Source organism: Stutzerimonas stutzeri, assembly GCF_013522825.1.
In the GTDB taxonomy this organism is placed as follows: Bacteria; Pseudomonadota; Gammaproteobacteria; order Pseudomonadales; family Pseudomonadaceae; genus Stutzerimonas; species Stutzerimonas stutzeri_AK.
Map to the genome: position 1 here is coordinate 49,767 of NZ_JAAMQZ010000010.1, position 22,023 is coordinate 71,789.

Genomic DNA, 22,023 nt, shown 5'->3' on the forward strand with positions numbered 1-22,023 from the left:
CAGCAAGCCGCTTGCGGCTAACGCGCCTGGTCTTGCCTGCCTCGCCTAGGTTTTCAAAGGCTTGGTAAACGCCTGCACGAAGCGTCATTGCGGGAGAACGAACGACATGAAATCGCACTTGTTGGTTGCCGCGGCGGCGCTTCCTGTTTCGTTGCTGCTGATGGCCTGCTCGCCGGAGGAAGAGCCTTCGGCGCTGGATAACAACAGCAGGAATCAACAGGAATACCAGAACACCGCAACGGACCCGGCGGGGCCTCGAGAAATCTCGCCGCCGTCGAACAGGACCAATGAATAGCCGTAGGCTTTGTGCCTGTTCGACGGTCTGGTGGGCCGAACGTACACGCCTCTTGCAAAGGCGAACGAAGGTGGTCGAAAAATGCGGCCCTACGGATACCCGGTCCTACGCATATTGCGCAGCCGCATAGCCCGAGGCCCAGGCCCACTGGAAGTTGAAACCGCCCAGGTGACCGCTGACATCCAGTACTTCGCCAACAAAATACAGGCCGGGTGATTTCATCGACTCCATGGTCTTGGAAGAAACCTCGCGTGTATCGACCCCGCCCAAGGTAACTTCGGCGGTGCGATAGCCTTCGGTGCCGGCGGGCACCAGTTGCCAGGCGGCGAGCCTTGTGGCGATCCGTTCGAGTTCGCTTGGGGTGTATTGCTTGAGCGGCCTGGAGGTGAACCAGTGTTCGCTCAGCAAGCCTGCCATCTTGCGTGTGAACAACTCTCCCAGAATCGTCTTCAGCTCGCTGTTGGGGCGCTCGCGCTGCTGCTCGGCAAGCCACTCGGCAAGGTCGAGGTGCGGCAGCAGGTTGATCTCGATGACATCGCCAGCCTGCCAGAAGGACGACACCTGCAGAATCGCCGGTCCGGACAGGCCGCGATGGGTGAACAGGATGTTCTCGCGAAAACTCTGCCCGTTGCAGCTCACCAGACAATCTTCCACCGAAGTGCCGGACAGCTCGCCACAGATGGCCTTGAGTTGCGGATCGGTGATGGTGAAGGGCACCAGTCCGGCGCGGGTCGGCAACACGTTGTGGCCGAACTGGCGCGCCACCTGATAGCCGAAACCGCTGGCGCCCAGCGTCGGGATCGACAGACCGCCGGTGGCGATCACCAGTGACTGGCAGTCGATGGCGCCAGCGCTGGTTTGTAGCTGGTAGCCCTCGGCGACTTTTTCAATTGTTTGTACCGCGGTATCCAGGCGCAGCTCGACGCCGGCCTGTGCGCATTCATCCAGCAGCATCTGCAGGATGTCGCTGGATTTGTGATCGCAGAACAGCTGGCCGAGTTTTTTCTCGTGATAGGCAATGCCGTGGCGGGCGACCATCTCGATGAAGTCCCACTGGCTGTAGCGGGCCAGTGCCGACTTGCAGAAGTGCGGATTGGCGGACAGGAAGTTCGCCGGCTCGGTATACAGGTTGGTGAAATTGCAGCGCCCGCCGCCGGACATGAGGATCTTCTTGCCGGCCTTGTTGGCATGATCGAGCAGCAATACCCGGCGCCCGCGCGCGGCGGCGCTGAATGCGCACATCAAGCCGGCGGCGCCGGCGCCGATGATGGTGACGTCTGTGGTTGGCACTGCATGGCCCTCGTTAGAACAGCCGCATTAGAACAGCCGCGTATGTTAGCGCGCGGTTGTCTCGGCAGGCGCGCCCGTTTGCTTGAGCAGGTGCACCGCCATGCTGCGCAGCGGAGCCAGCTGGCGGCAGATCAGCCCCAGTTGCGTCTGCAGCAGGCGGTGGGCATCGTCCATGTCGTCGGAGGTCTGTTCGAGCTGCTGCGCCAGCGCTTCTTCCGCTTCGCTGTGTACCGCCAGGGGCTGTTTGTTCTGCAGCGCCGCCGCCATCTCGTCGAGGCTGCTGGCCAGCTGTTGCGCAGCGCTTTCGAGCAGTTCGTCGCGGGCATCGTCGGGCAGGCTTTCACGGTGCGCGCCGAGGCCGGACAGGTAGTTGAGCAGGGTGTGCGAGAGGATCAGGAAGCGAAAGCCGGTCTCGGCATCCCGGCGGAAGTGGCCGGGCTCCAGCAGCATGTTCGACAACGTGGTCGAGAGCGCCGCATCGGCATTGTGCGCGTTGCGCCGGGCCAGTCGATAGGCCAGGTCGTCACGCTTGCCGCTCTCGTACTGGTGCATGATCTGGCGCAGGTAGTCGGCGCTGCGGCTCAGGGTATTGGCGACCACCTGGTTGAGGCGACGGCCCTGCCAGTCCGGCAGGATCAGGAAGACTGCGGCGGCGGCGATCAGGCTGCCCAGCAGGGTATCGATCAGGCGTGGCCAGATCAGTCCGTAGCCATCGCCGACCTGATTGAAACAGAACAGCACCAGCAGCGTGATGGCCGCCGTCGCCAGGGTGTAGCGGCTGCTGCGCATGGCGAAGAACACCACGCCGGCGATCACCGCGAACAGGGCCTGGATCTGCTGGCCGGGAAACAGGTCGAACAGCGCCCAGCCAGCGACCAGGCCGAGGACGGTGCCGGTCACCCGCTGTACCAGCTTGATCCGCGTTGCGCCATAGTTGGGCTGACAGACGAACACGGTGGTCAGCAGTACCCAGTAGCCCTGTTCCGGGTGGATCGCGTGCAGCACCGCATAGCCGCAGACCAGCGCCAGGCTCATGCGCAGGGCGTGGCGAAACAGCAGCGAGGTGGGCGTCAGTTGCAGGCGGATACGGTTGCCGGCATCGCGCAGCGACTGCGGCTGGCGATCCAGCAGGCTGCTGTCCTGCTCGCCTTCCAGAGCGTCGGGATTGCTCGCGCTGGACAGCTGGCGCTGCATCGTCGAGAGGTTGCGCGACAGGGCGCGCAACGAACGCAGCAAACCGCGCCAGGCCGGGTTGTTCTGCTGGCGCAGGTAATCGAGCGAGGCTTCGAGGTCGGTCAGCGCCTGGGCATTGGCCTCGCTGTAGCGAAACGGCTGTCGCAGCCGGATCGCACTGGCCAGCTCGCGGCAGGCGACACTCTGCAGGCGCAGCAGGCGCCCGCAGCGAAACAGCACGTCGCTGTGGAAGAATGCCTCGGTCAGTGCCTGATAGGGATGGTGCGAGGAGCTGACGCGCTCGTGCAGATCCTGGGCAAGAAAATACAGCTTGAGGTAATGGTTGATCTTCACCCCCGCCCGACCATTGCCGAGACGATGCAGCAGGGTTTCCTTGGTGGCGTTCAGGGCGCTGACCACGCGCCCGTTCTGCTGCGCCAGCTGCAGGCGCTGCTGCTCCACGTCGAGCTGGTGGATCGGCTCGAACAGCGCGGCCTTGAGCTTGAAATACTGCCCCAGCTCGCGATACAGCCTGGCCAGGCTCTGCTGCACCGGTTGATGTGCGAACAAAGCGTTCCAGAACACCGACAGCAGGCCGTACCACGCTGCGCCGGCGAGCAGCAGCAAGGGGTCGCGCCAGGGGTGCAGCATCGCACCGTCGCGCTGGTCGGCAGCGATCATGCTGTAAATGGAGAGGATCAGCGTGGCCTGGGCAATGGTCGCGTAACGCTCGCCCAGTGCGCCGAGCATGATCAGGCTGAAGGCCGCCGCCGCCATGCCCAGCGTGAACAACCAGGGGTAGGGAAACAGCAACTGTACCGACACGGCGGCAATGCTGAAGCACAGCAGCGTCACCAGCAGGGCCGTGAGTCGTCCGAACCAGCTGTCATCGGTTTCCGCCAGGGCGCTGGCGATGACGCCGAGGAACAGTGGGATCACCATCCCTGGCTCATCCAGATACCAGCTCAGCCCCATGCTGGCCGACAGTGCGATCAGCACCCGCAGGCTGTAACCGAACTTGTCCAGCGCCCAGAGGCGACGCAGGGAGTGGCCAACAGAGGGTGAACGCATCGGATCGAATCCTAATGGTAGGTCGGATTGGCCGAAGGCGTAATCCGACGATCGGAAGACGTCATTTGACGCATCGGGTGCCGGCCTTTACAACGTCTGATGATCCGCTCGTCGGGTCGGTGAAGCGTGACCTGACCTACAACACCCTGACCTTCAACGAGCGGCCCTTGATTTTCCCGGCATTGAGGCGATGGAGCGCCTGTTTGGCGACACTGCGCTCGACGGCCACGAACGCCTGAAAGTCGAAGATGGCGATCTTGCCCACCTGAGTGCCGGGGATGCCGGCATCGCCGGTCAGGGCGCCGAGGATATCGCCGGGACGGAGCTTGTCCTTGCGCCCCGCGCCGATGCACAGGGTAGCCATCGGCGGTTGCAGTGGCTCGCCCGGTTGTGCCTTGAGGTTGCCCAGCGGTTGCCAGTTCAGCGGCGCCTTCTGACGTTCCTCGATGGCGCGTGCGCGATGGGCTTCGGCGGGCGCGACCAGGCTGATGGCGATGCCCTTCCTGCCGGCGCGCCCGGTGCGGCCAACGCGATGGATATGAATTTCCGAATCACGCGCCAGCTCGACATTGATCACCATGTCCAGGGCGTCGATATCCAGCCCGCGCGCGGCGACATCGGTGGCCACCAGTACCGACAGGCTGCGGTTGGCGAACATCGCCAGCACCTGGTCACGATCACGCTGTTCCAGATCGCCGTTGAGCGCCATGGCGGAAATGCCCTTGGCGCTGAGCTGCTCGACCAGTTCCTGGCATTGCTGTTTGGTGAAACAGAAAGCCACACAGCTTTCCGGGCGGAAACTGGCGAGCACACGGACCACGGCATCCATGCGGTTTTCCGGGTCGATCTCGTAGAAACGCTGCTCGATCTGTGCATCGTCATGCAGCGCCTCGGCTTTCACCTGCTGAGGATCGCGCATAAAGGTGGCGGACAGCTGCTTGATGCCGCTCGGGTAGGTTGCCGAGAACAGCAGGGTCTGTCGTCGGCTCGGCGTCTGTTCGATGATCTCGGCGATGGCGTCGTAGAAGCCCATGTCGAGCATGCGATCGGCTTCGTCGAGTATCAGGGTATTGAGACCATCGAGCTTCAGCGTGCCCTTCTTCAGGTGCTCCTGAATACGCCCTGGCGTGCCGACGATGACATGGGCGCCATGCTCCAGCGAAGCGATCTGCGGGCCGATGGAAACACCACCGCACAGGGTCAGGATCTTGATGTTGTCGGCGGCGCGGGCCAGCCGGCGCAGCTCCTTGGCGACCTGATCGGCCAGCTCGCGGGTCGGGCACAACACCAGCGCCTGACAGCCGAAGTAGCGTGGGTTGAGCGGTTCCAGCAGGGCGATGCCAAAGGCAGCGGTCTTGCCGCTGCCGGTCTTGGCCTGGGCGATCAGATCCATGCCCTTGAGCATGACCGGCAGGCTCTGGGCCTGGATCGGCGTCATCTCGGCATAGCCGAGGGCGTCGAGGTTGGCCAGTGTGGCCGGGCTGAGGGGCAGGGTGGAGAAGGCTGAACTGGGCACAGGGGCATCATCTATAAGGAACCGGCAAGCAGTCTAACAGACCGGCCCGGGCTGCCTCACGAAAGCGCAGCGTCAACGCACCCGTGGCAACGCCTGCATCGAGAGTTTTGCCATTGCGCAGCAAGTGGACCCCAGAGAGATCGGATTTTACTTTCCAGGCGGCTGAAGTGATTCCGGCAAGATTGAAGTGTGGCTGTAATATGGATGTGAAAGAATGGCCGATGAGTTGTTTGTCTCTGCCAGATCAAACCTGAGTTGTTCCTGTTTTCTTTGATAGCTGATTGATCTCTGGCTCCTTGATTTTATTTAATGACGTTTATTTGTAATTTCCTGGAAGTTGTTGTTGCACCGTTCTAGAGGAATATGTTTTTCCGTCAATTCAATTAATGGTGCACTTGCGCGCTCTTTGTCGCTTCCTTTTTTTGGCTGCCTGTGAGCTTGTCGCAAACCGCAAGGTCATGGCTTTGCGCGGCTGACGTCTGGTGTCCGGTTGGCTGCTTTTGCTCCTCATCGACGTCGTGCATCCGCCTCGGCCCGGACCGACATCGAGCATCTGCCAGCGATGCTTTAGCTGCTCCCGAGAGAATTCGCGCAGACGCTCTGGCTCAATGGACAGCGCGCGTTGATCAGGGTGTTCAGACTAAAGTCGGGGCTTACTTTCGAGAACCCACCTTTGCTAAATTCAGCGTGTGGGTTTCCCTCACTTGCATAACAATAAGGCGGAAAACGGCGATGACCGAAGAAGATAAGAAAAACGCTGCGGCGTACTGGAAGGCGAACGTTCGCCTCATAACATGGAGCCTGGTGGTCTGGGCTCTGGTCTCATATGGCTTTGGCATTCTCTTGCGTCCATTGGTGTCCGGTATCCCGGTCGGGGGAACGGATCTGGGCTTCTGGTTCGCTCAACAGGGTTCGATCATTACGTTCATTTTGATCATCTTCCACTACGCGTGGCGGCTGAACAAACTGGACAAAGAATTCGGCGTTGAGGAATAACCCATGAGCCAGTATTGGATTAACATGTTGTTCGTGGGCGCATCCTTCGCGCTCTATATCGGGATTGCGGTGTGGGCTCGTGCCGGATCCGCCAAGGAGTTCTACGTTGCCGGTGGTGGCGTCCATCCCGTGACCAACGGGATGGCGACTGCGGCTGACTGGATGTCTGCGGCTTCCTTCATTTCCATGGCCGGTATCATCGCTGCCGGCGGTTACGGTACGTCCGTCTACCTGATGGGCTGGACCGGTGGTTACGTGCTGCTGGCGATGCTGCTGGCACCCTACCTGCGCAAGTTCGGCAAGTTCACGGTACCGGATTTCATCGGTGACCGTTTCTACAGCCGTGGTGCGCGTCTGGTAGCGGTTATCTGCCTCATCCTGATCTCCGTAACCTATGTGATCGGCCAGATGGCCGGTGCCGGTATTGCCTTCTCCCGCTTCCTGGAGCTGAGCAACGAAGCCGGCATCTGGATCGCTGCAGCGATCGTGTTCGCCTACGCGGTATTCGGCGGCATGAAGGGCATCACCTACACCCAGGTGGCTCAGTACATCGTACTGATCATCGCCTATACCATTCCGGCCGTGTTCATTGCCTTCCAGCTGACCGGCAACCCGATCCCGATGTTCGGTATGTTCGGTACCCACGTCGAGACCGGCATGCCACTGCTGGATCGACTGGATAGCGTCGTTCAGGACCTGGGCTTCGCTGCCTACACCGCAGATGTCGACAACAAACTGAACATGTTCCTGTTCACCCTGTCGCTGATGATCGGTACCGCTGGTCTGCCACACGTCATCATCCGTTTCTTCACTGTACCGCGCGTAGCTGATGCCCGCTGGTCCGCTGGCTGGACGCTGATCTTCATCGCCCTGCTGTACCTCACTGCTCCGGCGGTGGCGTCCATGGCGCGTCTGAACCTGGTCGATACCATCTATCCGGAAGGTCCGCAGGCTGAGGCGATTCTTTATGAAGAGCGTCCGGGCTGGATCAATACCTGGGAGCAGACTGGCCTGATCAAGTGGGAAGACAAGAACAACGATGGCCGTATCCAGATGTACAACGACGCCAACGCTGCCTTCGCTCCCACTGCGCAGGAGCGCGGCTGGAACGGCAACGAGCTGACCGTCAACAACGACATCATCGTTCTGGCCAACCCGGAAATCGCCAACCTGCCAAGCTGGGTAATCGGTCTGATCGCTGCGGGTGCCATTGCTGCTGCACTGTCCACTGCTGCGGGCTTGCTGCTGGCAATCTCCTCGGCTGTCAGTCATGACCTGATCAAGACGATCATCAATCCGAAGATCAGCGAGAAGAGCGAGATGCTGGCGGCTCGTCTGTCCATGACCGGCGCGATTATCCTGGCTACCTGGCTGGGGCTGAACCCTCCGGGCTTCGCGGCTCAGGTGGTGGCACTGGCGTTCGGTCTGGCCGCATCGAGCCTGTTCCCGGCGCTGATGATGGGGATCTTCTCCAAGCGCGTGAACAGCAAGGGCGCCGTTGCCGGCATGCTGGTTGGTTTGGTGAGCACCTCGGTGTACATCTTCCTGTACCTGGGCTGGTTCTTCATCCCTGGCACCAACACCTTCGCCAACGTACCGGGTGAATGGGTATTCGGTATCTCCCCGCAGGGCTTCGGTGCCATCGGTGCGGTGCTGAACTTCGCTGTAGCCTATGCCGTATCCATGGCTACCGAGGCTCCGCCGAAGGAGATCCAGGATCTGGTAGAAAGCGTTCGTACCCCGAAAGGTGCTGGCGCTGCGCTTGATCACTAAGTGATAATTCGGCCAGAAGTCGGGTTGATAAATCCGATCCACGGTTGAGATACAAGTCGGGCTTCCATTTGGAAGCCCGATTTTTTTGAGGAAAGTTTCTATGATCTGGCATCTCATTGCTGCAATCTGCGCCGGCCTGGCGGGTGCTGGGATTGCGCTGGTGTTGCGTAATCTGACTCGCAATCGACTGCCGAAATGGATCATCCCGGTATTTGCCGGTCTAGGTATGCTCGGTTACACCATTCATTATGAATACACCTGGTTCGAGACCAAGCAGGCACGTCTGCCGGAGGGCTCGGTGGTTGTTTCGAGCGAAGATGGGCATATGTTGTGGCGGCCCTGGACGACCCTGTTTCCCATGCCGTTGGCCTATACAGTACTTGATGGCGCCAATGTGCTGGTCGAGGATACGGCCAATGGGCGAATTGCCCGTTTCGTACTGTATCGCTTTGAAAAGCATCACCTGATGTCCACTGTAAAAAGTGATTCTTATCAACTTCTCTGTGATGAGAAGGTAATGTTCAGGCTGAATGAAAAAGGCGAAGCGAAGTTCGAAAGCATGATCAAACTGGATGCCGATGCGCCGCTTTACCGGGCCACTTGCGCGTCTGATCGCTATTGAAATAACGCTGAAAGGTCGCTGCTTTGCGTAATGGCTAACCTGTCGCGTGCATGGTTAGCTGGGGCGCATGCTTCGAGGGTTGGTTTTTCAGGCGATACAACGGCTTGCCAAGGATGATGATCCTCGGCAGTCGATGTCTGTAGCGGTCAGATGGAGTGGGAGGCAGCCTTGCGCGAGCGCTGCCAGGAACTGAGTGCCTGGGCCAGTTCGTCGATCTGGCCAATGCCCCTGCGCTGGGCACGATTGAGCAGGATCAGGGCGATCTCGGCAGTGGCCATTGCGTCTGCGGAGGCGTGATGCCGTTGCGGCATCTGAATCTTGAAATAGCTGAGCCAGTTGTCCAGACCGTTACGCCGGACCGGTGCTTCCGGAAACAGCATGGGAGCCAGGTCGGCCACATCGAGAAAACTGTGCTTCAGGCTGTAGCCCAGCTCCTGCTTCAGGGCGCGGGCAAGCATGCGCTGGTCGAAAGGTGCATGGAAGGCCAGTATTATGCTGTCGCCTACGAACTCCATGAAACTGAGCAGTGCTTCTTCAGGGGCCTGACCCCTGGCCAGTTCACTGGGCGCAATGCCGTGGATCAGTACACTCTCCGTGACCTCGACGTGGCGACGCAGGGTGCATTCGAACTGTTGTGAATAGTCGATGGCGCCATTTTCGATGGTGACCGCGCCGATTGAAATGACCTTGTCACGCTTGAGATGCAGCCCGGTGGTCTCGAGGTCGAGAACCACCAGCCGCTGCTTGCGCAGCGACACGGCTCCCGGCGGGACGGGCAGTGGCAGTTCATCCAGCCGCTGCTGTTGTTCGTGCGTGAGTTTGGGGCCGCGTGGGTTGAGCCAGAACATGTTCATAGTTGATAGCGCAATGCGAGACTGCCTTGAAGGCGCTGGGCTTGTCGGAAGGACTCGCGCAGGATGCGCCGGTCCAGATGGTTGAGGTCTTGCGGGTCCAGCCGGTTGGAGAAGGGCAGGCCATTGCGCGACTGTTGCTGATGGTGCTGCATGCGCGTCTGCTGGATGAAGTGATAGGCCTCTTCGTAAGCCTCGCCATCCTTGGGTTCCATGGCGCCTTTTTCCACCAGCTGGCGCAAGCGCTCCAGCGTGTTGCACTCACCGATGCCATTGGCCAGGGCCAGCAGCCGTGCGCCGTCTACAAAGGGCGTCAGGCCCTGAATCTTGAGGTCGAGCGTGTCCTTGCCATCGCCCTTGCGCTCCAGCACGAAATCGCGGAAGCGGCCTACCGGCGGGCGGTGGCGCAGTGCGTTGCCGGCCATCAGGCGCTGGAATATCGGGCTTTCGGCAACTTCGTCGAGCATGTGCTGACGCAGTTTCTCGCAGCCCTCTTCCGGGCCCCAGATCGAGCGAAGGTCGAAAAAGATGGTGCTGGACAGCAGATTTTCCGGTGTTGCTTCGCGGACGAACGAGCTGAAGCGTCGTTTCCACTCCTGGCGTGACAGGCACAGCTCGGGGTTGCTGGCCATGATGTTGCCCTTGCACAGGGTGAAACCGCAGACATCCAGATCACGGGTGATGCGTTCGGCCAGCGGCAGCAGCTTGCCGCGAATGAGTGCGGCCTCGGAGGCATCGCTGGCCTCGAAGAGAATGCCGTTGTCCTGATCGGTGTGCAGCGTCTGTTCCCGGCGCCCTTCGCTGCCGAAGCACAGCCAGGTGAAGGGAATGCCGGGATCGCCCAGGTCGGCAATGGCCATCTCGATGACGCGGCGTACGGTGTGGTCGTTGAGCAAGGTGATGATATGAGTGATCTGGGCGGACGACGCGCCATGGGCCAGCATGTTGTCCACCAGCTGATTGATGCTTGCGCGGATGGCCACCAGCGTTTCCACACGGTCGGCGTGGAGGATGGTCTGCGCCAGATGGACCAGATCGACCCGTTGCAGCGAGAACAGATCGCGCTCGGAAATCACACCACAAAGCAGGCCGTCCTTTACCACGCAGATATGCCCGATATGCCGCTCGGTCATGGCGATGGCTGCGTCGAAGGCCGTGGCCGCCGGCGGCAGATGGAAGGGCTCGTGAGTCATGAACACCGATATGGGGCTGCTCAGATCGCCCTGCTGGGTGCCGACGACCCGGCGCAGGTCGCGCAGGGTGAAGATGCCGAGCGGGTGCTGTTCTTCATCGACGATGACGATGCTGCCGACGTTCGACTCCTGCATCAGGCCGACCGCCTCGCGCAACGGCATCGAGGGCTGACAGGCGATCGGGTGATGCACGGCCAGCTCGCCGACGGTGGTTTCCAGCGAATAGCGTTCGCCCAGGCTTTCCACCGCACGGGTTTGTGCCTGCTGGTTGACCAGGTCGAGCAGGCTGCTCACGCCACGCATGGCGAAGTCGCGAAACGCGGCGGACTTGGATACCAGTTTGATGAATGCCGGCTTGTTCAGCAGCAGGCAAAAGGTGTCTTCGGCAGCGAAATGCCCGGTTCGGGTGGCGCGCTCACCCATCAGCGCAGCCATGGGAAAACACTCGCCTACGATGACCTCGAAAGTGGTATCCGTGCCGCGCTTGGCCGTATGCGGGCGCTGACCATGAACCCGGCCCTGTTTGACGATATAGAAATGCTGGACCGTGCCGTCTTCGGGAGAAATGATGCAGTCGCCTTCGGCATAGAAACGCAGCTCGCAGTTTTCCACCAAGAAGGCGAGATGCGTCGGCTCCATCTGGATGAAGGGCGGAAACTTGCGCAGGAACTCCATGGTTCCGTGGATGTTCTGCAGTACGGCAGTCTTGCCTGCCTCGGCGAAAGCGTCAGCTTTGCTCATGGTTCACTTCCAGTTTTGTTCCATGTTGGGCCGCGGGCCGCTCTGGCCCAATTGGACGTAAGTCTAGTCGTGGCTGGAATGGGGCAGGCTGATCCGTGTCAGCTTGGCGGTTGGGGCGCCTGCGTAACATCAGCAGGCTTGGCTCATCGTGGGAGCGGGCCATGCCCGCGAACGGGACCACATTTTTCCAAGGCCCAATGGCCTGTTGCACAAGGCTGCTTTTGCAGGCTCGAATTCATTCGCGAGCTTTTCGCGGAATATTCGGTGCCGGGGCATAAAAGCTCGTGGACAAGTCCGCTCCCACAGGGTATGCGGTGCGCACGGGCCATTGTGTGGGAGGGGCCTTGGCCGCGAACGGAGCCACTCGGATGGTTCGGGTATTGCCAATAAAAAACCGCCTGGGCAGGCGGTTTTTTCTGATGTGGCAGCGTGGCTACGGCAGGGTGAACAGTACCTTGACCGAATCGTTGACCGCAGCGCTGTCGACATAGCCGATGGCATCGGCTTCGGCAGCGACCCTGGCGACCATGGCCGCATCGTCCTCGACACTGGCCAGGGGCTGGCCCTTGCCGGTGAAGATCAGGCCGGACCAGTAGGATTTCAGCTGCGACTCGTTCTTTTTGGTGACCGTGGCGTAAAAGCTTTCCTTGGCCGGGGTCCAGTCCTTGAGGTCGACGCCCTTCATGGACTTGTCCTTGCCCAGAAAGATGTTGGCAACTTCCGCTTGCGAAGGCGCTTTGGCCGCGCCTGGATTGACGATCACGGCGACCTCGGCCTGAGCCAGGGAGACCGTGGCAAGCAGCGCGACGGCGCAGAGGGTGCGAAGGGATGTTTTCATCTGGACGCTCCTCAGAATACGAAATCGACGCCAACGGAGACGATGTCGCCGTCGTAGTTGCGGGCCGGGGTACCAGCGGCACCGGAAGTCATGCCATGAACCGTGTTGTCGAAAACCTCCTGGGCGTTACGGGTGAAGACGCCGTCATAGCCATTGGACGTATCGACGCGCTTGTATTCGCCCTTGACCACCACGGTCGGGGTCGCCTGGTAGTTCAGGCCCAGGGTCCAGGAACTCTGGCGACCACCGTTGTCGTCCAGTTGCGCGTAGGTCAGGTGCGGCAGGAAATCGCCGAAGCGACGACCGCCCATCAGGTAGAAGGAGTCGATTGCTTTCATACCGTCGTTTTCGATCTGTCGCGAAGTCCATTCGTTGCTGCTGATCCAGGTGCCGTTGTCGTACTGGTAGCCGATCGAGATGAACTTGCCTTTCTCTTTATCCAGGCTCAGCAGCGAGAGTGATTCGTTTGCGCCTTGGCCAATAGCGCTGGCGTCTACCACGCCGCTGATATCGGTCTTGATATCGGCTTCGACGTAGCCGATGCGCAGCGTGCCGAAATCATTCGTGGCCAGGCTCAGGCTGGCGCCGAAGAGGTTGCCGTAGTCGATATCGAACAGCTCGTCGTAGGCGTAGTAATCACGGTTCTTCGCCTGACCGCCGGCAATCTGGACAGTCACCGAACCGTAGGACAGCGGAAGCGTGTAGACCGCATCGACGCCTTCGTAATTGGTCACCTGGACCTGGCTGTAGACCTCGTCGGGCAGGCGCAGCCAGGGGTAGCTGTAGCCGACGTCGAGGCTTTCGGAATACATGTAGACCGGGCTGCGCAGACGCCCGGCACGGAGCATCAGTTGATCGCTGGTCTGCCAGGACAGGTAGGCCCACTCCAGGTTGGCCTTCCACTCGTCCTGCTCGGCCTTGGCGGTAGCCTGGACGGTCACGCCGACGGCATCGGTCAGGACGTAGCTCAGCTGGGCGCCGAACTTGGACAGCTGGTCGCCGCGCCAGGAGTCGTTGGTCTGGCCCTGAATGCCATAGCTGCGGCCATCATCTTCGCCACCCAGATGGGTGAAGCCAACGGTGCCGAAGCCGTTGAAGCGGTATTCGCCCTGATCCAGCGCAAGCGCCGGTGTTGCGGCCAGGCAGGCGGCTGCCAGGCTCATGACACGTAATGCGGTCATCGGTGATGCCCCTAAGCAAAGTTAAACACGGAACTGGGCGGTGGCCGCCCGCAGGTGGTCGCCGGTGCTGACCAGTTGCTCGCCAAGACGAGCGGTGGCTTCGGCGCCGTTTGCGGTTGCTTGTGCGTCCTGCTGCAACACTTGGGTTTCTTGTTGGATGGAACTCGACAGGCCGATCTGCTCCTGGGTGAACTGGGCGATGCCGGCGTTGAGTTCGTCGATCTGGTTGACGGTCTGGGCGATGGCTTCCAGCAGCTGGTTCGCTTCCAGCGAGCGTTCGATGCTCGCGCGGGATTTCTCGCCATTGCGGGTCATCACGTCGAGCACCGTGTTGGCGCTGGTTTGCAGGCGCTGAATGATCTGCTGGATCTCGGCGGTCGAGGTGGCGGTCTTCTGCGCCAGGTTGCGCACCTCGTCGGCGACGACGGCGAAGCCCCGGCCCTGCTCACCGGCGCGGGCCGCCTCGATGGCCGCGTTGAGTGCCAGCAGGTTGGTCTGCTCGGCGATAGCGCGAATCACGGTCAGTACGGAGCCGACTTCCTGGGTTTCTTCCTCCAGTTGCTCCATGGCCCGCACGGCGCTCTGCACGCTGTCGCCCAGATCATTGATGCCGCTCGAAAGGCTGCCGACATGTTCGCGCGCCGCTGCCGTCTGGCGGGCTGCGGCGTTGGCTTCGTCCGAGGCCTGGCGCGAGCGCTGCGCAACTTCCTGGATGCTGCCGGTCATGGTGAGGATGTCGCGGGTGATGGAGTCGGTATGCCGCTGTTGTGACTTGGCGCTTTCTTCCGAGCCTTGGGTCAGCTTGTACAGCTCTTTCGAGACCTGGCCCAGCGGGGTGGCCGCCTCGATGATCTGGCGAATGGTGCCCTGCAGCTTGTCGAGAAAACCGTTGAACAGTTCGATCATGGCGCCGATTTCATCGTTCGACTCGACGTTGACGCGCTGGGTCAGATCACCGTCGCCACGGGCGATGGACTGCAGCGAGGCGATCACGCCGCGCACGTTGGCCATCACGCTGCGGATCACCAGCCAGGCGCCAAGGCTTACCAGAGTCACCAGGGCGAGGCTGAGGATGATGCCCAGGCGTGTGGTCGCCGCGTTGGCTTCGCGGGTCTGCGCGAGCGTCTGCTGGAAGTCCTCGTAGGCACCGGAGCGGAAGTCGGCGGCCAGTTTCTGTGCCTGCGCCAGATCGCTTGCCATGCGGTCGAGGCTCGGGCGCAGGTCGTCGAACGAGGCGCTGCCGTCGATCAGTTTCGCCGAGGCGTTGAAGGCGTTGTCGGCGTAGCCCTTCACGGCGTTGCGCCAGTTATCCAGCGCCGAGTGTCGTTGCGGTTGATCGCTCAGCAACGCGGCCAGTGCCTGATGCTGGACATCGATATCCTGCAGCACGTCTCGCGCATCGCCGAGCACTTCGGCTTCGCCAGCCGCCACCGCATTGTTGAGCAGCCCCGGTATGCGCGAGAACTGGAAGATCGCCGCATCGGTTTTTTCCAGGGTGGGGTAGCTTCGGGTTTCCAGAACCACCAGGCGCGAATCGGTGGCCGACAGCTGCAGGGAGGTGTAGCCCACATAGAGAATCAGCCCGAACAGGGCGACGGCAGGCACCAGCAGCAGCTTGGCGGTCAGGGAGAAGTTCTTGAACATTGGTGGACGAAGGGCAGCGGATACTACGCAAGCGAAACTGATACCGAAAGGCCATCAGTCGGAAATATTGTGACTGAAGTTGTAATTTGAGTCATATATCGGTTGTCGCAGGTAGAAGTTGAATACCGTTGGGCGGATTCAGGTTTTTCGTGGGGGCGGCGGCTGGTGGCGTTGCGCTTCAGCCGCGAAAATTGCTAACAAGTCCGCTACAGAGGATGGTCGGGCATCTATTCGCGGGCATGGCCCGCTCCCACAGGGTATGCGGTGTACGCGGCCATCGTGGGAGGGGCCTTGGCCGCGAAGGGAACCGCTCGGGCATCGCTTCGCAGGCATGGGCTCAGTGTCCCTGTCCCGTCCTTCCCGGAAACAGGGTTGCTCCAACAACCCGCAACGGAGACATAGCCATAAAAAAACCGCCCCGAAGGGCGGTTTCTCTGACTTGCTGTGCGGTTTACAGGCCGTTCTTGGCCTTGAACTCGCGGCGGCGGCGGTGCAGGACCGGCTCGGTGTAGCCGTTGGGCTGCCTGGTGCCTTCGAGGACCAGTTCCAGCGCGGCCTGGAAGGCCACGCTGTCATCGAAGTTCGGTGCCATCGGGCGGTACAGCGGATCACCTTCGTTCTGGCGATCAACCACCGGCGCCATGCGCTTGAGGCTTTCGACGACCTGCTCCTGGGTGACCACACCATGGCGCATCCAGTTGGCCACGTGCTGGCTGGAGATACGCAGGGTGGCGCGGTCTTCCATCAGCGCGACATCGTTGATGTCCGGAACCTTGGAGCAACCGACGCCCTGCTCGACCCAGCGCACCATGTAGCCGAGGATGCCCTGAGCGTTGTTGTCCAGCTCGTTGCGCTTTTCCTCGTCGCTCCAGTTGGTGTCCTTGGCCAGCGGGATGGTCAGGATGTCGTCGACCGAGGCCTTGGTGCGCTGGGCCAGTTCGGCCTGGCGGGCGAACACGTCGACCTTGTGGTAGTGCATGGCGTGCAGGGTGGCGGCGGTCGGCGACGGTACCCACGCGGTGTTGGCGCCGGCCAGCGGGTGGCCGACCTTCTGTTCCAGCATGGCGGCCATCAGATCGGGCATGGCCCACATGCCCTTGCCGATCTGCGCCTTGCCCTGCAGGCCGCAGGCCAGGCCGACGTCGACGTTGTTGTCCTCGTAGGAACTGATCCACTTCTCGGCCTTCATCGCGGCCTTGCGTACCACCGGGCCGGCTTCCATGGAGGTGTGGATCTCGTCGCCGGTGCGGTCGAGGAAGCCGGTGTTGATGAACACCACGCGCTCGCGCGCTTCCTTGATGCAGGCCTTGAGGTTGATCGAGGTGCGGCGCTCTTCGTCCATGATGCCGACTTTCAGAGTGTTGCGCGGCAGCCCGAGAACATCCTCGACGCGACCGAACAGTTCGGTGGCGAAGGCCACTTCTTCCGGGCCGTGCATCTTCGGCTTGACGATGTAGACCGAGCCGGTACGGGTGTTCTTGCGCGTGGTATTGCCGTTGAGGTTGTGCATGGCGGCGAGGCTGGTAAACAGACCGTCCATGATGCCTTCCGGCACTTCGTTGCCTTCCTTGTCGAGGATGGCGTCGTTGGTCATCAGGTGCCCGACGTTGCGGATGAACAGCAGGGAGCGGCCATGCAGGGTCAGCTCGCCGTTGCCGTCGGCCTGGGTGTAGACGCGGTCGGGGTTCATGGCGCGGGTGATGCGCTTGCCGCCCTTTTCCAGTTCCTCGACCAGATCGCCCTTCATCAGACCGAGCCAGTTGCGGTAGACGATGGTCTTGTCGTCGGCGTCGACGGCCGCGATGGAGTCTTCGCAGTCCATGATGGTGGTCAGCGCCGCTTCCATCAGGATGTCCTTCACGCCGGCGGCGTCGGTCTGGCCGATGGGGCTGGACGGGTCGATCTGGATCTCGAAGTGGATGCCGTTGTGCTTGAGCAGCACGGCGATCGGCGCGCTGGCTTCGCCCTGGAAGCCGAGCAGCAGTTGCGGGTCTTTCAGGCCGGTGGTGCTGCCGTCTTTCAGGGAGACGACCAGCTGGCCGCCGTCGATGCGGTAGCCGGTGGAGTCGACGTGGGAGCCGTTTTCCAGCGGCGCGGCCTCGTCGAGGAAGGCGCGGGCGTAGGCGATGACCTTGTTGCCGCGAACTTCGTTGTAGCCGGGACCTTTGCTGGCGCCATCGTCTTCGGAGATGGCGTCGGTGCCGTACAGCGCGTCATACAGCGAACCCCAGCGGGCGTTGGCGGCGTTCAGCGCGAAGCGGGCGTTCATGATCGGCACCACCAGCTGTGGGCCGGCCATGCGGGTGATTTCTTCGTCGACGTTCTGGGTGGTGGCCTGGAAGTCTTCGGCTTCGGGCAGCAGATAGCCGATTTCCTGCAGGAAGGCCTTGTACGCTACGGCGTCATGAGCCTGGCCGGCACGGGCCTGATGCCAGGCGTCGATCTGTGCCTGCAGGTCGTCACGCTTGGCCAGCAGCGCGCGGTTCTTCGGCGCCAGATCGTGGATGACGCTGTCGGCACCGGCCCAGAAAGCCGCGGCATCGACGCCAGTGCCAGGGATCGCTTCGTTGTTGACGAAGTCATACAGGACTTTGGCGACCTGCAGGCCACCGACTTGAACGCGCTCAGTCATTACTCGCCTCACTTGGTTTTCTTAAAATCTGTCGGGCCGCAAAATTTCTTGTAGTCCGGGCCGGTCGATACTACATGAAGCGCAGGGGAAAATCAGTCCACTGAAAGGGGTGACTTCTCAGGGGTATCAATGCCTTGCAGCCCTTTCGCGCATCTCGAAAGGCAGCTTGAAACCTGTCGCTCACACCGCCTTGCGCATGATTCGCCAGGCATCGTAGCTGTATACCGCCAGCCCCGCCCAGATGCAGATAAAGGCCAGCTGGCGGTCAGCCGGGAAGGGTTCGTGAAACACCCACACGGCAAGAATCAGCAGCAGGGTCGGCGTGATGTATTGCAGGAAGCCCAGGGTCGAGTAGGGCAGGTGCCGTGCCGCCGCGTTGAAGCACAGCAGCGGAACCAGCGTCACCGGCCCCGCCGCCACCAGCCAAAGTGCGTCGAGCGTGGTCCAGAATGCTGGTTCGGTGCTCGGGCCGCTGCCGAAGAACAACAGCCAGACCAGCGCCAGCGGCAACAGCAGCCAGGTTTCCACCACCAGGCCGGGCAAGGCCGCCACGGGCGCCTGCTTGCGCAGCAGGCCGTAGCTGCCGAAACTCAACGCCAGCGCAATCGACACCCAGGGAAACTCACCCAGCGTGATCAGTTGCAGTGCGACCCCGAGGGCCGCCATGGCCACCGCCAGCCACTGCAAGGGTCGCAGTCGCTCGCGCAGGATCAGCAGGCCCAGCACCACATTGACCAGCGGATTGATGTAGTAGCCCAGGCTTGCCTCGACCATATGGCCGTTGTTCACCGCCCAGACATAGATCAGCCAGTTGCTGGCGATCAGCACGCTGGAAATCATCAGCACGGCGATTCTTTTCGGGTGCGCGAGTAGCTCCTGCCACCAGCCGGGATGCCTCCAGAACAGGAGCACCAGCGAGCCGAACAGCGCCGACCAGATGGCACGCTGGGTGACGATTTCCAGCGCGGCATATTGCTCGACGGCTTTGAAATACAGCGGGAACAGACCCCAGATGCAGAAGGTCGTCAGCCCCAGCAGATAGCCCTTGCGTAAGTCGGCGGTGGCCATGGATGTCCTGAATGAGCAACGGAGAGCTCGCCATTCTGCGCCTGATAGAGCTGTCTGTCTGCCGTTGCGAGCCCCTTGCACAGAGCCGTGAAGCATCTGCAAACATGCGCCGTTGAACCGCAGCGCAGGGCTGGTCGTCACAGGTAATGAGGTCCAGATGAGGTGCATGATGAAATTGCTGAACAGGATTGCCCTGGTCACTGGCAGTTCCCAGGGGATTGGTCGCGGCATCGCCGTGCGCCTGGCCGAGGAGGGTGCCGACCTGGTCGTCAATGGCCGGGAGGACAGCGGCGAGGCACGCGAGACCGTCGAACGGATTCGCGCCCTGGGGCGCCGGGTCTGCTTTATCGCCGCCGATATTGGCGTAGTCGCCGAGTGCCGCCGGCTGGTGGACGAGGCGGTCGCGCAGATGGGCCAGCTCGACATTCTGGTCAACAACGCCGGGGTGCAGCGGCACAGCCCGTTTCTCGAAGCCGACGAAGCGGATTACGACCGGGTGCTCAGCGTCAACCTGCGCGGTCCGTTTTTCCTCGCCCAGGCCTTTGCGCGGCATTTGCGCGATAGCGACCGTGGCGGGCGGATCATCAACAACAGCTCGGTTCACGAAGAGCTGCCATTTCCCAACTTCACCAGCTATTGCGCCAGCAAGGGCGGACTGAAGATGTTCATGCGCAACCTGGCCATCGAGCTGGCGCCGCTGGGCATCACCGTCAACAACGTCGCACCGGGGGCAATCGATACGCCGCTCAACCGTGCCCTGATGAACCAGCCGGACAAGCTCGCCAGGCTGCTCGGCAACATCCCCGCCGGGCGCCTCGGCCAGCCGCGAGACGTGGCCGGCGCGGTGGCCTTTCTCGCCTCTGACGAAGCCAGCTACATCACCGGCACTACGCTGGTGATCGATGGTGGACTGCTATGGAACTACAGCGAACAATGACCGATAGCGACCGGATCTCCTGCAATGAGCCACCCTTCAATCATGATATTCATGCGGTTTCCGCTGCCGACACCCTGACGCCGGCGGATCGCTATCAGGAACTCTTCATCGCGGTGCAGATGCAGCGCGTCTTTTCTGACAGCAAGACCTTCGTCGATTGCGCGCCGCGCCAGCATCCCGAGGAGATTCTGGAGGCTTATCGGGCGCGCTGTGATGATCCGGATTTCGACTTGCCGGCCTTTGTCGCGGAGCATTTCAGCACGTTCGAAATGCCGTCCAAGGAATTCGTCGCCAACCCCGACGACAGCCTCGGCGATCACATCGACCGGCTCTGGCCGGTGCTGATCCGGCATCCACAGGATCATCCGGCGCACTCCTCGCTGTTGCCACTGCCGCATGACTACGTGGTGCCGGGTGGGCGTTTCACCGAGCTGTACTATTGGGATTCGTACTTCACCATGCTGGGGCTGGACGAGAGTGGGCATTGCGATCTGCTGCGGTCCATGGCTGACAACTTCGCCTACCTGATCGATACCTACGGCCATGTACCCAACGGCAATCGCACCTATTACCTGGGCCGCTCGCAACCGCCGGTGTTCGCGTTGATGGCCGACCTGTTCGAGGAGCACGGCGTGCATCGCGCCAGCGATTACCTGCCGCAACTGCTCAAGGAACATGCCTTCTGGATGGCGGGTGGCGACGCGTTGCGACTGGGCGAGGTGAGTCAGCGCTGCGTTTGTCTGGCCGATGGCAGCGTACTCAACCGTTACTGGGACGAGCGTGATACGCCGCGCGAAGAGGCCTATCGGGAAGATATCGAAACCGCGCGGGCCTCGGGCCGCCCGGCGCACGAGGTCTACCGCGACCTGCGCGCAGGCGCTGAATCCGGCTGGGATTTCAGCTCTCGCTGGCTGGACGACTCCGAGCAGCTGTCGAGCATCCGCACCACCTGCATCATCCCGGTGGATCTGAACAGCTTTCTCTACAAACTCGAATGCCAGATCGCCCGACTCAGCGAGGTGAAAGGGCAGGATGACCACGCCAGGGCATTCCGCCTGCGTGCCGAGGCGCGCCTGGCGGCCATCGACCGTTACCTGTGGAGCGAGCGCGAGGGCGCCTATTTCGACTATGACTGGACGCTGCAAAGGCAGCGCGACAATCTTACGGCGGCGACGCTGACACCCTTGTTCGTGCAGGCGGCCAGTTCCGCTCAGGCCGAGCGCGTGGCCGATATCGTGCGGCGGCGCCTGCTTGCCCCCGGAGGCCTGGCAACCACCGAGAGCAGTGCCAGCGGCGAGCAATGGGACCGCCCCAACGGTTGGGCGCCCCTGCAATGGATGGGCATCCGTGGGCTGCAGCATTACGGCCAGGACGCGCTGGCGCTGCAGATCGAGGAGCGCTGGCTGGGTATCGTCGCCTACCTCTTCGAGCGGGAAAGCAAGCTGGTGGAGAAGTATGTCCTGCGAGCCTGCACCGAGCATGCCGGCGGCGGCGAATACCCGCTGCAGGACGGTTTCGGCTGGACCAACGGTGTCACCCGCAAACTCATGCAGGAAGACCCGACCCATGAGGCGAACCGTTGCCGGGCGGGTCGCTGTTGCGAGTAGTTCGTGAGTGTCGTGTGCCCTTTCAGGGTACGCGCCGATAGGGGTTGGTGCTGACGTCGGGCAGCTTCAGCGTGCCTTTCTCGACGAAGCGCTGGGTGCCGAACAGACCGCCGGCCAGCTTGCCGCGCAGCACATAGGGCACCTGCTCCTGACCGAGGCGCTCGGCCAGCCCGAACGCCTGGCGCGCCGCCGAGAAGGCGGAGACGGTTACCGGCACCTGCAACAGGCTTTCACCGAAGCGTGGCACGCTGCCCTGGTGGTCGCTGACGCCGCTGGCCAGACGTCGACCATTGACCTCCAGTTCGAGCGCCACGCCGTTGTAATCGAGGGCTATATCGTTGGGGTTCTGGATCCGCAGCTTTACCAGCATGCGCAGTTCCAGACCTTCACCGGGCAGCGGCTCGATACCGGCGACCTGCACATTCAACGGATCGCGCGGGGTGAACAGCGCACAGGCGCTCAGGCTCAGCAACAGGCTGACGAGCAGCAGACGGGCAAGGACAGCGGTGGGGCGCATCGGCATCGGGAGTCTCCTGGGCAGGAACGTGTCTACCGCAGTATGGCTGAACGCGGCAACGTGGCTCACCGTGAAACG

17 protein-coding genes are annotated in these 22,023 nt (G+C 61.7%); 6 read left to right on the forward strand and 11 right to left on the reverse strand.

The window, feature by feature from the left end:
* The first annotated feature begins 106 nt into the window (after positions 1 to 106).
* Positions 107 to 295 carry a hypothetical protein gene (locus tag G7020_RS08485; protein WP_181083691.1) on the forward strand — a complete coding sequence of 63 codons (189 nt, stop codon included), beginning with the start codon at positions 107 to 109 and terminating at the stop codon, positions 293 to 295.
* Between the two features lie 105 nt (positions 296 to 400).
* On the opposite strand, the gene G7020_RS08490 is transcribed toward G7020_RS08485, so the two are convergent.
* From G7020_RS08490 to dbpA, 3 genes are all read right to left on the reverse strand, one after another.
* Positions 401 to 1,585, reverse strand: coding sequence for an aminoacetone oxidase family FAD-binding enzyme (locus G7020_RS08490; RefSeq protein WP_181083693.1), 1,185 nt, complete (start codon positions 1,583 to 1,585; stop codon positions 401 to 403).
* A 45-nt stretch (positions 1,586 to 1,630) separates the two neighbouring features.
* On the reverse strand, positions 1,631 to 3,829 hold the full coding sequence (gene yccS, locus G7020_RS08495; RefSeq protein ID WP_181083695.1) for a YccS family putative transporter: 2,199 nt from the start codon (positions 3,827 to 3,829) through the stop codon (positions 1,631 to 1,633).
* Positions 3,830 to 3,965: 136 nt separating this feature from the next.
* A complete protein-coding gene (dbpA, locus tag G7020_RS08500; protein WP_181083697.1) occupies positions 3,966 to 5,345 on the reverse strand; it encodes an ATP-dependent RNA helicase DbpA in 1,380 nt (459 codons plus the stop codon).
* A 732-nt stretch (positions 5,346 to 6,077) separates the two neighbouring features.
* Here dbpA and G7020_RS08505 point away from each other — a divergent pair.
* The 3 genes from G7020_RS08505 to G7020_RS08515 all read left to right on the forward strand — a co-directional run bounded on the left by G7020_RS08505 (position 6,078) and on the right by G7020_RS08515 (position 8,736).
* Positions 6,078 to 6,341 (forward strand): DUF4212 domain-containing protein, encoded by a 264-nt coding sequence (locus G7020_RS08505; protein ID WP_181083699.1) that lies wholly within the window; start codon positions 6,078 to 6,080, stop codon positions 6,339 to 6,341.
* Positions 6,342 to 6,344: 3 nt separating this feature from the next.
* Positions 6,345 to 8,114, forward strand: a complete 1,770-nt coding sequence (locus G7020_RS08510) for a sodium:solute symporter family protein (RefSeq protein WP_181083701.1) — start codon at positions 6,345 to 6,347, stop codon at positions 8,112 to 8,114.
* 100 nt (positions 8,115 to 8,214) lie between these two features.
* Positions 8,215 to 8,736, forward strand: coding sequence for a hypothetical protein (locus tag G7020_RS08515; RefSeq protein WP_181083703.1), 522 nt, complete (start codon positions 8,215 to 8,217; stop codon positions 8,734 to 8,736).
* A gap of 146 nt (positions 8,737 to 8,882) precedes the next feature.
* On the opposite strand, the gene G7020_RS08520 is transcribed toward G7020_RS08515, so the two are convergent.
* The 7 genes from G7020_RS08520 to rarD form a co-directional block, all read right to left on the reverse strand.
* A complete protein-coding gene (locus tag G7020_RS08520) occupies positions 8,883 to 9,590 on the reverse strand; it encodes a 3'-5' exonuclease (protein WP_181083705.1) in 708 nt (235 codons plus the stop codon).
* The gene (locus G7020_RS08525; RefSeq protein WP_181083707.1) at positions 9,587 to 11,521 is read right to left on the reverse strand and encodes a putative nucleotidyltransferase substrate binding domain-containing protein; all 1,935 of its coding nucleotides are present in this window, start codon (positions 11,519 to 11,521) and stop codon (positions 9,587 to 9,589) included. The genes G7020_RS08520 and G7020_RS08525 overlap by 4 nt, the downstream gene beginning before the upstream one ends.
* Positions 11,522 to 11,954: 433 nt before the next feature.
* Positions 11,955 to 12,359 (reverse strand): phosphate ABC transporter substrate-binding protein, encoded by a 405-nt coding sequence (locus tag G7020_RS08530; protein ID WP_181083709.1) that lies wholly within the window; start codon positions 12,357 to 12,359, stop codon positions 11,955 to 11,957.
* A gap of 11 nt (positions 12,360 to 12,370) precedes the next feature.
* Positions 12,371 to 13,540 (reverse strand): hypothetical protein, encoded by a 1,170-nt coding sequence (locus tag G7020_RS08535; protein WP_181083712.1) that lies wholly within the window; start codon positions 13,538 to 13,540, stop codon positions 12,371 to 12,373.
* A gap of 21 nt (positions 13,541 to 13,561) precedes the next feature.
* Entirely contained in the window at positions 13,562 to 15,184 is a 1,623-nt protein-coding gene (locus G7020_RS08540) for a methyl-accepting chemotaxis protein (protein ID WP_181083714.1), read from the reverse strand.
* Positions 15,185 to 15,635: 451 nt separating this feature from the next.
* Positions 15,636 to 17,816: a malate synthase G gene (locus tag G7020_RS08545; RefSeq protein ID WP_181083716.1), complete on the reverse strand. Its 2,181-nt coding sequence runs from the start codon at positions 17,814 to 17,816 to the stop codon at positions 15,636 to 15,638.
* 180 nt (positions 17,817 to 17,996) lie between these two features.
* On the reverse strand, positions 17,997 to 18,884 hold the full coding sequence (gene rarD / locus G7020_RS08550) for an EamA family transporter RarD (RefSeq protein ID WP_181083718.1): 888 nt from the start codon (positions 18,882 to 18,884) through the stop codon (positions 17,997 to 17,999).
* A 169-nt stretch (positions 18,885 to 19,053) separates the two neighbouring features.
* Here rarD and G7020_RS08555 point away from each other — a divergent pair, with 169 nt between their 5' ends.
* Together G7020_RS08555 and treF are read left to right on the forward strand one after the other, a co-directional pair.
* Positions 19,054 to 19,821 (forward strand): glucose 1-dehydrogenase, encoded by a 768-nt coding sequence (locus G7020_RS08555; RefSeq protein WP_181083720.1) that lies wholly within the window; start codon positions 19,054 to 19,056, stop codon positions 19,819 to 19,821.
* Positions 19,818 to 21,428, forward strand: coding sequence for an alpha,alpha-trehalase TreF (gene treF / locus G7020_RS08560; RefSeq protein WP_258189282.1), 1,611 nt, complete (start codon positions 19,818 to 19,820; stop codon positions 21,426 to 21,428). Before G7020_RS08555 ends, treF begins: the two co-directional genes overlap by 4 nt.
* A gap of 22 nt (positions 21,429 to 21,450) precedes the next feature.
* On the opposite strand, the gene G7020_RS08565 is transcribed toward treF, so the two are convergent.
* Complete coding sequence (locus tag G7020_RS08565; RefSeq protein ID WP_423835626.1) at positions 21,451 to 21,945, reverse strand: LEA type 2 family protein; 495 nt, start codon at positions 21,943 to 21,945, stop codon at positions 21,451 to 21,453.
* Positions 21,946 to 22,023 lie beyond the last annotated feature (78 nt).

Bases quoted from the DNA above. Each gene is read 5' to 3' on its own strand.
- G7020_RS08530 (WP_181083709.1), bottom strand. From the start codon at position 12,359: ATGAAAACATCCCTTCGCACCCTCTGCGCCGTCGCGCTGCTTGCCACG.
- G7020_RS08545 (WP_181083716.1), bottom strand. From the start codon at position 17,816: ATGACTGAGCGCGTTCAAGTCGGTGGCCTGCAGGTCGCCAAAGTCCTG.
- G7020_RS08535 (WP_181083712.1), bottom strand. From the start codon at position 13,540: ATGACCGCATTACGTGTCATGAGCCTGGCAGCCGCCTGCCTGGCCGCA.
- G7020_RS08525 (WP_181083707.1), bottom strand. From the start codon at position 11,521: ATGAGCAAAGCTGACGCTTTCGCCGAGGCAGGCAAGACTGCCGTACTG.
- G7020_RS08515 (WP_181083703.1), top strand. From the start codon at position 8,215: ATGATCTGGCATCTCATTGCTGCAATCTGCGCCGGCCTGGCGGGTGCT.
- treF (WP_258189282.1), top strand. From the start codon at position 19,818: ATGACCGATAGCGACCGGATCTCCTGCAATGAGCCACCCTTCAATCAT.
- G7020_RS08505 (WP_181083699.1), top strand. From the start codon at position 6,078: ATGACCGAAGAAGATAAGAAAAACGCTGCGGCGTACTGGAAGGCGAAC.
- yccS (WP_181083695.1), bottom strand. From the start codon at position 3,829: ATGCGTTCACCCTCTGTTGGCCACTCCCTGCGTCGCCTCTGGGCGCTG.
- G7020_RS08540 (WP_181083714.1), bottom strand. From the start codon at position 15,184: ATGTTCAAGAACTTCTCCCTGACCGCCAAGCTGCTGCTGGTGCCTGCC.
- G7020_RS08485 (WP_181083691.1), top strand. From the start codon at position 107: ATGAAATCGCACTTGTTGGTTGCCGCGGCGGCGCTTCCTGTTTCGTTG.
- G7020_RS08565 (WP_423835626.1), bottom strand. From the start codon at position 21,945: ATGCGCCCCACCGCTGTCCTTGCCCGTCTGCTGCTCGTCAGCCTGTTG.
- rarD (WP_181083718.1), bottom strand. From the start codon at position 18,884: ATGGCCACCGCCGACTTACGCAAGGGCTATCTGCTGGGGCTGACGACC.
- G7020_RS08510 (WP_181083701.1), top strand. From the start codon at position 6,345: ATGAGCCAGTATTGGATTAACATGTTGTTCGTGGGCGCATCCTTCGCG.
- G7020_RS08555 (WP_181083720.1), top strand. From the start codon at position 19,054: ATGAAATTGCTGAACAGGATTGCCCTGGTCACTGGCAGTTCCCAGGGG.
- G7020_RS08520 (WP_181083705.1), bottom strand. From the start codon at position 9,590: ATGAACATGTTCTGGCTCAACCCACGCGGCCCCAAACTCACGCACGAA.